Source organism: Pantoea sp. ACRSC (assembly GCF_022346785.1).
GTDB classification, from domain to species: domain Bacteria; phylum Pseudomonadota; class Gammaproteobacteria; order Enterobacterales; family Enterobacteriaceae; genus Pantoea; species Pantoea alvi.
In genome coordinates, this window is record NZ_JAKRNN010000009.1 from 152,544 (window position 1) to 162,674 (window position 10,131).

Below are 10,131 nucleotides of genomic sequence, written 5' to 3' on the forward strand. Positions count from 1 at the left end.
GTCTCCCTTTCGGCGTGACCGGTTAAAGGGAAAATATTTTGAATTACGTACTACTTTTTCTGCTGTTTCTGCCGGTGAAATGGGTGATGAAGCTGCTGCATCCCCGCACGGGCAAAAACCTGGTGATTCAGACAGCGAAAATCGGCGATTTCGTGAATATCACGCCGCTGCTGGCGCATCTGCAAAAAAGCGATGCGCTGCTCAGCCGCAGCGTTGCGCCGCTGGCGGAGCGCGACGATACGCTGGAAACCCTCTGGTATATCGAAGATTACAAAAGCAGCCTGATGAAGAAGTTTCGGCTGGTGTGGCAGCTTCTTAACCGTTACGACAATATCTATCTGCTGCATCCCAACAACCTGAACTTATTTGTCGCCGCCTGCTGCAACGCCAGCAATAAGCAATTTTTAACCACCTATAAGCGTAAAGCCTATCAGGACATTTTTTACCTGACCGCCAGCGGCGTGGTCAGCCACGAAAAAAACACGCTAACGGTAGAGAACTACTTAAAGCTGGCCGATCGCTCTTTTACCAAAGAGAGCTATCCTACGCACGCAACCCGCCCGCTCTGGCAGCCGGACACGCTGCCGGAGGAGATTTTTTCCGGTCAGGGCGCAAAGATCGGGTTTAGCATCACCGCAGGCAACCAGGCTAAAACCATTCCTCCCACTATCTGGAAAACGCTGTTCGATAGTCTGGACGATTTACCCTGCACCTTTTACGCTTTTGGCGCCCCGAATGAGCAGACCCGCCTGCAGGAGCTCTTCAAGGTAACCGGCGAGCGCAAGAATATTGTTAATCTTATCGGTAAGCTCCCGCTGGAAAGCCTGCCGGCCGCCATTGCCGAAATGGACTTTTATGTCGCCTCGGACTCGGGAAATGTCTATATCGCCGACGCGCAGCAGGTGCCGGTTATTTTGATATATGGGCCGTGCAGCGTTGAAGAGCAACGCCCGCTTGGCGACGTGCTGTTGATTGGTCCAGATCATATCGCGCCCTCCTCGTTTGTCTTTGAAGCGCTCTATCAGTTCCATCATCCGGCGGAACAGCTCTACAGGCTGGACGCGCGCAAGCTTAACGATATTCACGATTTTATTTCCGCCAGGCTGGACAAGCAGCTGGCGCGACGGAAAAACAAACGGACAATATGACAGGACAGCCTGATTCTTCTCCTTTGCTCAGCATCATCTCTCCCATGTACAACGCGGGCGAGATGTTCGATGCCTTTATGCAGTCGCTGCTGGCGCAGACCCTGACCTCGCTGGAAATCATTATCGTCGACGATGGCTCTACCGACGATTCTGGCGCGCGCGCCGACGCCTGGGCGGCGCAGTATCCCCATATCCGGGTGATTCACCAGGAAAACGGCGGCGTATCGCGCGCGCGCAATGCCGGACTGCGCGTGGCGCGCGGCAAATATGTCACCTTTCCTGACTCAGACGACACCATGCGACCGGAGATGTACAAGACGCTGGTAGAGATGGCGGAGCAGGACGATCTCGACGCCGCGCAGTGCAACGCCGAATGGTATTTTCAGCGCGACCAGCGCACCAGACCGATGATCCCGCTGGATCGCCTGCGCAGCACGTCGGTGCTGGACGGTGCGGCCTGGCTTAACACCGCGCTGAAAACGCGGCGTTACCTGCATGTGGTCTGGCTGGGCATCTACCGTCGGGCGCTGATCGAGCAGAAGCAACTCTGGTTCGAACCGGGTCTGCATCATCAGGATATTCCCTGGACCACCGAGTTTATGCTCAACGCGCGGCGCGTCCGCTATACCGAGCAGGTGCTCTATCGTTATTACCTGCACGACGCCTCGATCAGCAACCGCAAACGCACCGGCCAGCGCAACGTAGAGTATCAACGTCACTATCTGAAGATCGCCCGCATGCTGGAGGAGATCAACGCGCGCTATAGAGAGAGCGTGACGATTTACCCCGCTTTTCATGCGCAAATCACTCACGAAGCGCTGAGCGTCTGCCACTGCGTGCGCCGCGAACCCGATCCAGACGCAAAGCAGGCGATTATCGAGGATATCTTCACCAGCAAAACGCACCTGCGTATGCTGCGCAACGCGCGCGGCCTCAAGCAATGGTATCAGCTGCTGCTGTGGCTGAGTCGCCTCTGGCGCTGGCGCGACAAATAACCGCCGCCGCAGGTTTCACCGCTGCAGGGTTTGCCCTACAATCGCCTCACTGAAAATTAAGAGCATTTGTGTATGGCAAACCCGACTCACGCAGACGTTACCCCACACAATATTTTGCTGATTAAGCTGCGCCACCACGGCGATATGCTGCTTACCACGCCGGTTATCAACGCGCTGCGCCAGCGCTATCCCCAGGCTAATATCGACGTGCTGCTCTATAAAGAGACGCGGCCAATGCTGGAGGCGCATCCGGCCATTCGCCAGCTGCACGTTATCGATCGCAAGTGGAAGCAGGAAGGAAGCTGGCGCAAACTGCGCCACGAGCGCGACCTGCTCGCCGCCGTGCGCGCCGCTCATTACGACATCGTCATCAATCTCGCCGACCAGTGGCGCAGCGCGCTGATCACCCTGGTCAGCCGCGCGCCGCTGCGTATTGGCTTCGCATTCAATAAGCGCAACAACGCCTTCTGGCGGCTCTGCCACAACCGTCTGGTGCCGACCAGCAACCATAATCAGCTGCATACGGTGGAGCAGAATATGTCGGCGCTGACGCCGCTCGGCATTTCACCGCAGGGGGCGCGCGCCTCGATGCACTACAGCGCCGTCGACGGACAAAAAGTCGATGCACTGCTGGCTGAACAGCGCGTCGACGCCGCGTTTATCGTCTTTCAGCCAACCTCGCGCTGGAATTTTAAGTGCTGGGAAGAGGAGAAGGTGGCTGCAACCATCGACCAGCTGGCGCAGGCGAACCGTAAAGTGGTGCTAACCGCCGCACCCGACAAGCATGAGATGGCGATGATCGCGCGCATCCAGTCGCTCTGTACCACGCCGCATCTGGTGTCGCTGGCGGGCCAGCTTACGCTGCCGCAGCTGGCGGCGCTGATCGATCGCGCCCGGCTCTTTATCGGCGTAGACTCCGCGCCTATGCATATGGCCGCCGCGCTCGACACCCCCTGCATCGCGCTGTTCGGGCCGACCAAGCTTCAGTTCTGGCGGCCGTGGGGCGAAAACAATCGCGTTATCTGGGCTGGCGATTACGGCCTGCTGCCCAATCCCGACTCCATCGATACCAACACCCGCGAGCGCTATCTCAGCGCCATTCCGGTGGATGATGTGGTCGAGGCCGCAAGGAATTTCCTCCATGACTAAATTACGCCTGGCGATCGTCCGCCAGAAATATCGTCCTGACGGCGGCGCCGAACGCTTTATCTCGCGTGCGCTGGAAGCGCTCGGCAGCGAGCAGCTGGATCTCAATATCATCACGCGTAGCTGGCAGGGCACGCCGAATCCCGACTGGCATCTGCACATCTGCAATCCGCCTAAGCTGGGGCGGATCTCGCGCGAACGCGGGTTTGCGCGCGCGGCGCGCGCCTGCTGGGAAAAAGAGCGCTTCGATATCGTTCAGAGCCACGAGCGCATCGCAGGCTGCGATATTTTTCGCGCCGGTGATGGCGTGCATCGCGTCTGGCTGGAGCAGCGGGCGCGCATCGTCTCGCCGTGGCAGCGCCTGAGCGCCGCGCTCAGCCCCTATCATCGCTACGTGCTGCGTGCAGAAGCGGAAATGTTCAACGCCGCCTCTCTGAAGGCGGTGATCTGCAACTCGGAGATGGTTAAACGCGACATTCTGCGCTGCTTTTCGCTCAGCGCAGAGAAAATCCACGTTATTCATAACGCCATTGACGCTCAGCGCTTCCAGCCCGCCAGCGAGGCGAGCCGCCATGCGACGCGTCAACAGCTGCAGCTGCCGGAGAGCGCCACGGTACTTATCTACGTTGGTTCCGGCTTTGAGCGCAAAGGGTTAAAGGCGGCGATCGAGGCGCTGGCGAACAGCGACCGCTATCTGATTGTGGTTGGCCAGGACAAGCAGCTGTCTCGCTATCAGCAGCTCGCCAACCAGCTGAACTGTCTGGATCGGCTGCGGTTCGTCGGGGTGCAGCAGGATGTGCAGCCCTTTTACCACGCCGCCGACGGGCTGCTGCTGCCAACGCTCTACGATCCCTTTCCTAATGTGGTACTGGAGGCGATGGCCTGCGGCCTGCCGGTGATCACCAGCACCGGCTGCGGCGGCGCGGAATTTATTACCGCTGGTCAGGAAGGCTTCGTATGCGATGCGTTAGATATCAAGGCGTTGAATGAGGCGATTATGGCGATACCGGCGCTTTCGGCTGACTCGCGTTTAGGGGAAGCTGCAAGGCGCAGAATCGAGCCTTACGGTCCTCAGCGTCTGGCGCATTCGCTGACTTCCCTTTATCAGCAGGTCCTGCTGCGTCGCTGACAAAGTGGTGAGCGTATCTGGGCTTTCTGGTAACATAGATTGATTTATGTGAAATTTTTTCTGCCAGGCTGTCGAAAAGATAACTATGACAACCCTCTATACCGTTCTGCTCTACCTCATTCAGCCGCTCATCTGGCTGCGCCTCTGGCTGCGCGGCCGTAAAGCGCCGGCGTACCGTAAACGCTGGGCTGAGCGCTACGGCTACTGTACGGGGAAGGTGGAGCCGGACGGCATCGTGCTGCATTCGGTCTCCGTCGGCGAAACCCTGGCGGCGATCCCCCTGGTGCGCGCGCTGCGTCACCGCTATCCGACCTTGCCGATTACCGTCACCACCATGACGCCGACCGGCTCGGAGCGGGCGCAGTCGGCATTCGGTAAAGATGTTCATCACGTTTATCTGCCCTACGATCTGCCTGGTGCCATCAACCGTTTCCTCGATACCGTCAATCCACGCCTGGTGATTATCATGGAAACCGAGCTGTGGCCTAACATTATCCGCATCCTGCATCAGCGTCAGATCCCGCTGGTGATCGCCAATGCGCGCCTGTCGGAGCGTTCCGCTAAGGGCTATCGCAAGCTGGGCGGCTTTATGCGCGACCTGCTGCAGCGCATTACCCTGATCACCGCGCAAAATGCGGAAGATGCCGACCGCTTTCTGGCGCTGGGCCTGAAACGCTCGCAGCTGGCGGTGACCGGCAGCCTGAAATTCGATATTTCCGTCACGCCCGAACTGGCCGCCAGAGCGGTGACGCTGCGTCGACAGTGGGCACCGCGCCGTCCAGTCTGGATCGCCACCAGCACCCATGAAGGGGAAGAGGCGATTGTGCTGGATGCGCATCGCCGCCTGCTGCAAACCTTTCCCGATCTGCTGCTGATTCTGGTGCCCCGTCATCCGGAGCGCTTTAACGACGCGCGCAACCTGACGCAAAAACGCAACTTCAGCTTTATCCTGCGCAGCAGCGGCGAAATTCCCTCTGGCTCAACGCAGGTAGTGATCGGCGACACCATGGGCGAGCTGATGCTGCTGTATGGCATTGCCGACCTCGCCTTCGTCGGCGGCAGCCTGGTTGAGCGCGGCGGACACAATCCGCTGGAGCCGGCCGCGCACGCCATTCCGGTGCTGATGGGCCCGCATATCTGGAACTTCAAGGATATCTGCGCCAGGCTGCAACAGGCGCAGGGCCTGATTACCGTGACCGACGTGATATCGCTGGAGAAAGAGGTGACCAATTTGCTTCAGGATGAGGATTACCGTCTTTATTACGGCCGTCACGCGGTCGAGGTGCTGCACCAGAATCAGGGTGCGCTGCAGCGTCTGCTGCAGCTGCTTGAACCCCATTTACCGCCACGGGCCCACTGATGACCGCTCGCCAACGCCTTTCTGTGGTGATGATCGCCAAAAATGAAGCGGCGCTGCTGCCTGACTGTCTCGCCTCGGTCAACTGGGCGGACGAGATTATCCTGCTGGATTCCGGCAGCAGCGACGAGACCGCTGAGATCGCCCGCCAGGCTGGCGCTAAGGTCTATCACGCCGAGGCGTGGGCCGGTTTCGGCAAACAGCGCCAGCGCGCCCAGCGCTACGCCAGCGGCGAAATGATTTTGATGATCGATGCCGACGAGCGCGTGACGCCGACGCTGCGTGCCAGCATTGAGGCGGTTCTGTCGCAGCCGCCCACCGCGACCGTCTACAGCCTGAACCGCAGCAACCTCTTTCTCGGGCGCTTTATGCGCCACAGCGGCTGGTATCCCGATCGCGTTATGCGCCTCTATCCGCGCGCGCTGAGCTATAACGACAACCTGGTGCACGAGTCGCTGGAAACGCAGGGCGCGCCAGTGGTGCGGCTGCAGGGCGATCTGCAGCATCTGACCTGCCGCGATCTGATCGTATTCCAGCAGAAGCAGCTGGCCTACGCCGCCGCCTGGGCGCAGGAGCGTCATCAGCGCGGCAAGCGCTGCGGCCTCTTTTCGCTCTTTTCCCATACGCTGGGCGCCTTTCTGAAAACGCTTCTGCTGCGCGCGGGCTTCCTCGACGGCAAACAGGGCTGGATTCTGGCCGTGGTCAACGCGCAGTACACCTTCAACAAATATTCCGCGCTGTGGGCGCTGAATCATGCCGCAGACAAAGGCCGCCTATGAGCACAAAAGCGATTTATCCCGGCACCTTCGATCCCGTGACCCTTGGCCATCTTGATATCGTGACGCGCGCCGCGCGGATGTTCGATCGGGTGGTGCTGGCGGTCGCCGCCAGCCCGAGCAAAAAACCGATGTTTACGCTGGATGAGCGCGTCGGGCTGGCGCAAAAGATGGTGGCGCATCTGCCGAACGTTGAGGTGGTGGGGTTTAGCGATTTAATGGCGAACTTCGCCCGGGCGCAGCAGGCCAACGTACTGGTACGCGGCCTGCGTGCGGTTTCCGACTTCGAGTATGAGATGCAGCTCGCCCAGATGAACCGCCATCTGCTGCCAACGCTGGAGAGCGTGTTCCTGATGCCGACTGAAGGCTTCTCCTTTATCTCTTCTTCGCTGGTCAAAGAGGTGGCGCGTCACGGCGGCGATGTCAGCGCCTTTCTGCCGCCGCACGTGCTGCAGGCGCTGCAGGCGAAGCTGGCCTGATTAATGCTGGCAGTTGGGGCACCAGTAGGTGCTGCGCTGCCCGTGCTTGCCGCTGACGATCGGCGTGCCGCAGGCGCGACAAGGTTCGCCGGCGCGGCCGTAAACCTGTAGCTCCTGCGCGAAATAGCCCGGCTTGCCGTCGCTCTGTAAAAAGTCGCGCAGCGTGGTACCGCCCTGCTCTATCGACCGCAGCAGCACCGCTTTAATCGTCGCGGCCAGACGCTGCGCCTCTTCATTGCTCAGGCTCATTGCCGGACGATCGGGCAGGATCCCGGCAGTGAACAGCGATTCGCTGGCGTAGATATTACCGACGCCCACCACCACCTTGTTGTCCATTAGCCACTGCTTCACCGCCGTGCGCTTGCCGCGCGACTTCTCATAGAGATAGTCGCCGCTAAAAGCGTCACCGAGCGGCTCTGGCCCCAGATGCGCCAGCACGTTGCTGCCTTCGGGATCGGTGCTCCATAGCCAGGCGCCAAAGCGGCGCGGGTCGGTGTAGCGCAGCACTTTGCCGTTGCTCATCACTAAATCGACATGGTCATGCTTCGCGGCGGGCTGCTCTTCCGGCAGCACGCGCAGGCTGCCGGACATGCCGAGGTGGATAATTATCCAGCCGTGCGGCAGCTCCAGCAGCAGATATTTGGCGCGGCGCTGCACGCTCAGCACCGGCTGGTCGCTGAGCGCATGGATCTCCTGCGACACCGGCCAGCGCAGGCGGCTATTGCGCACCACCGCATGTAAAATTTTTTCGCCCACCAGATGCGGTTCTATGCCGCGTCGGCTGGTTTCGACCTCGGGTAATTCCGGCATGTACTCTCCTCAAAAAGCGGCAAAAACAAAAAACCCGGCCGAAGCCGGGTTTTTCACAGAACACCAAAATTACTTAATTTTGGCTTCTTTGTAGATCACGTGCTGACGTACAACCGGATCGAACTTTTTCAGTTCCAGCTTCTCAGGTTTAGTACGTTTGTTCTTCGTGGTGGTATAGAAGTGACCTGTACCAGCAGAGGAAACCAGCTTGATCTTCTCACGAATACCTTTAGCCATGATTCAGTTCCTTAGTACTTCTCACCACGGGCGCGGATTTCGGCCAGAACCGTATCGATGCCCTTTTTATCAATAACACGCATACCTTTAGCAGATACACGCAGAGTAACGAAGCGCTTCTCGCTCTCAACCCAAAAACGGTGTGAGTGCAGGTTCGGAAGGAAACGGCGTTTCGTCGCGTTCATTGCGTGGGAACGGTTGTTACCGGTCACCGGACGCTTTCCAGTTACCTGGCAGACTCGTGACATGTCTATTCTCCAAAAATCAAATCAGCTCGAGCTTTAAAAACTAGGTCTTGGCCGCCTCGTCAGGCTCATAGCCCGCCAGGCGAGTTCCATGTGAACCCGCTAAGCTGGCCCAAACGCCAAACCCGAGATTCTCAAAGGTGGCGTAGTATACGCCGCTCAGCGCAAGTGCTCAAGTCCCGAACAGATAAAGATCCCTGAAGATCGTGCAAAAACCCGCCATCCGCACCTGCCGGGTCTGGCTTTTCACAGCCAGCCGCGCTCTGCAAAAGAGACATATTCGCCGTGACCGATCACCAGATGATCGAGCAGACGTATATTGAGCAGGGTACAGGCCGCGCTGATTTTATGCGTAATGTTGCGGTCGGCGCGGCTCGGCTCCGCCATACCGGAGGGATGATTATGCGCGAGAATAACTGCCGCCGCGTTAAGCTTCAGCGCCTCACGCACGATTTCGCGCGGATGCACCTCGACGCTGTTGATAGAGCCCATAAATATCTTCTGCGCCTGTAACACGCGGTGCTGATTATCCAGAAACAGCGCCATAAAGATCTCCCGCTCCTGATGCGCCAGCACGCTCTGCAGATAGTGTCGCGTTACCTGCGGGTTCGCCATAACGTCCTCCTGCGCCATCTGGCTGGCAAAAAAGCGCCGCGCCAGTTCAGCAATGGCGTGCAGCTGCGCCAGCTTGGCATCGCCAACCCCTTTTATCGTGTCGAACTCCGCCGGCGTCGCGGTCATAATGTGATAAAGCGAGCCGAACCGCTGCAGCAGCTGCTGCGCCAGCGCCATGACGTTCGCGCCGACCGTACCGGTGCGCAGAAAGATCGCCAGCAGCTCGACGTCACTTAGCGCCTCGGCGCCCATCTGCCGCAATTTCTCCCGTGGTGCCATACTCTCCATAAATGCCTCCTGCCGTTGACGACATCATGGTCAAATACTGTATACTTAACCAGTAACTTCTGCCGGATTTACGAGGCGGCTCGCAAACGCAGGAGGTGAAAAGGTGCGGGGCCGGTTTTATGATAGAGTCCTGCCACCCAGCCGCGCCTGACGCGGCATCCAGCGAAATGAGGCCTACAGCATGATGGGATTAGCCGGAAAAAAAATTCTGCTTGGCGTGAGCGGCGGTATCGCGGCCTATAAAGCGCCCGAACTGGTGCGTCGCCTGCGCGATCGCGGCGCCGAGGTGCGCGTTATGATGACCCCCGCCGCCAAAGCCTTTATTACGCCGCTCAGCCTGCAGGCTGTTTCCGGCCATCCGGTATTCGAAGACCTGCTCGATCCCGCCGCCGAAGCGGCGATGGGCCATATCGAACTGGCGAAATGGGCGGATCTGGTGGTGCTGGCGCCGGCGTCAGCCGACCTTATTGCCCGCCTGAACGCCGGTATGGCCAACGATCTGGTGACCACCGCCTGCCTTGCTACCGCCGCGCCCGTCGCCGTAGTGCCGGCGATGAACCAGCAGATGTATCGCGCCGCCGTCACGCAGCATAATTTGCAGCAGCTTGCGGCGCGCGGCCTGCTGATTTGGGGGCCGGACAGCGGCAGCCAGGCGTGCGGCGACGTCGGCCCCGGCCGCATGCTCGATCCGCTGGCGATTGTCGACCATGCGGCGCAGTGGGCGTCGCCCGTCAACGATCTGCAACATCTCAATATTATGATCACCGCCGGTCCGACGCGCGAAGCGCTCGACCCGGTGCGCTATATCAGCAACCACAGCTCCGGCAAAATGGGCTTCGCTATCGCCGCCGCTGCCGCCAGCCGCGGCGCCAGCGTGACGCTGGTGACCGGTCCGGTGACGCTGCC

At 59.5% G+C, this 10,131-nt stretch carries 12 protein-coding genes; 8 read left to right on the forward strand and 4 right to left on the reverse strand.

From position 1 onward, the window contains the following. The first annotated feature begins 38 nt into the window (after window positions 1-38). The 7 genes from MHZ97_RS11305 to coaD all read left to right on the forward strand — a co-directional run bounded on the left by MHZ97_RS11305 (window position 39) and on the right by coaD (window position 7,030). Entirely contained in the window at window positions 39-1,148 is a 1,110-nt protein-coding gene (locus tag MHZ97_RS11305; RefSeq protein ID WP_103797298.1) for a glycosyltransferase family 9 protein, read from the forward strand. Next, complete coding sequence (locus MHZ97_RS11310) at window positions 1,145-2,143, forward strand: glycosyltransferase (RefSeq protein ID WP_255729518.1); 999 nt, start codon at window positions 1,145-1,147, stop codon at window positions 2,141-2,143. Before MHZ97_RS11305 ends, MHZ97_RS11310 begins: the two co-directional genes overlap by 4 nt. A 72-nt stretch (window positions 2,144-2,215) precedes the next feature. Next, window positions 2,216-3,292 carry a putative lipopolysaccharide heptosyltransferase III gene (rfaQ, locus tag MHZ97_RS11315; RefSeq protein WP_239314587.1) on the forward strand — a complete coding sequence of 359 codons (1,077 nt, stop codon included), beginning with the start codon at window positions 2,216-2,218 and terminating at the stop codon, window positions 3,290-3,292. Further along, the gene (locus MHZ97_RS11320) at window positions 3,285-4,418 is read left to right on the forward strand and encodes a glycosyltransferase family 4 protein (RefSeq protein ID WP_103797301.1); all 1,134 of its coding nucleotides are present in this window, start codon (window positions 3,285-3,287) and stop codon (window positions 4,416-4,418) included. The genes rfaQ and MHZ97_RS11320 overlap by 8 nt, the downstream gene beginning before the upstream one ends. An 85-nt stretch (window positions 4,419-4,503) precedes the next feature. Then, window positions 4,504-5,778, forward strand: a complete 1,275-nt coding sequence (waaA, locus tag MHZ97_RS11325) for a lipid IV(A) 3-deoxy-D-manno-octulosonic acid transferase (RefSeq protein ID WP_239314588.1) — start codon at window positions 4,504-4,506, stop codon at window positions 5,776-5,778. Next, on the forward strand, window positions 5,778-6,554 hold the full coding sequence (locus tag MHZ97_RS11330; RefSeq protein WP_239314589.1) for a glycosyltransferase family 2 protein: 777 nt from the start codon (window positions 5,778-5,780) through the stop codon (window positions 6,552-6,554). The genes waaA and MHZ97_RS11330 overlap by 1 nt, the downstream gene beginning before the upstream one ends. Further along, window positions 6,551-7,030: a pantetheine-phosphate adenylyltransferase gene (coaD, locus tag MHZ97_RS11335; RefSeq protein WP_239314590.1), complete on the forward strand. Its 480-nt coding sequence runs from the start codon at window positions 6,551-6,553 to the stop codon at window positions 7,028-7,030. Before MHZ97_RS11330 ends, coaD begins: the two co-directional genes overlap by 4 nt. Here the strand turns inward: coaD and mutM are convergent, their stop codons facing one another. From mutM to radC, 4 genes are all read right to left on the reverse strand, one after another. Next, window positions 7,031-7,840 carry a bifunctional DNA-formamidopyrimidine glycosylase/DNA-(apurinic or apyrimidinic site) lyase gene (mutM, locus tag MHZ97_RS11340; RefSeq protein ID WP_103797305.1) on the reverse strand — a complete coding sequence of 270 codons (810 nt, stop codon included), beginning with the start codon at window positions 7,838-7,840 and terminating at the stop codon, window positions 7,031-7,033. It lies immediately after the preceding gene. A 69-nt stretch (window positions 7,841-7,909) separates the two neighbouring features. Further along, the gene (gene rpmG / locus MHZ97_RS11345) at window positions 7,910-8,077 is read right to left on the reverse strand and encodes a 50S ribosomal protein L33 (RefSeq protein ID WP_001051798.1); all 168 of its coding nucleotides are present in this window, start codon (window positions 8,075-8,077) and stop codon (window positions 7,910-7,912) included. Window positions 8,078-8,088: 11 nt separating this feature from the next. Beyond that, a complete protein-coding gene (rpmB, locus tag MHZ97_RS11350) occupies window positions 8,089-8,325 on the reverse strand; it encodes a 50S ribosomal protein L28 (protein ID WP_010616494.1) in 237 nt (78 codons plus the stop codon). A 243-nt stretch (window positions 8,326-8,568) separates the two neighbouring features. Further along, window positions 8,569-9,225, reverse strand: coding sequence for a DNA repair protein RadC (radC, locus tag MHZ97_RS11355; protein WP_103797306.1), 657 nt, complete (start codon window positions 9,223-9,225; stop codon window positions 8,569-8,571). A 181-nt stretch (window positions 9,226-9,406) separates the two neighbouring features. On the opposite strand from radC, the gene coaBC reads away from it, so the two are divergent. Further along, the coding region (gene coaBC, locus MHZ97_RS11360) for a bifunctional phosphopantothenoylcysteine decarboxylase/phosphopantothenate--cysteine ligase CoaBC (protein WP_239314591.1) at window positions 9,407-10,131 on the forward strand (725 nt) is incomplete at its 3' end.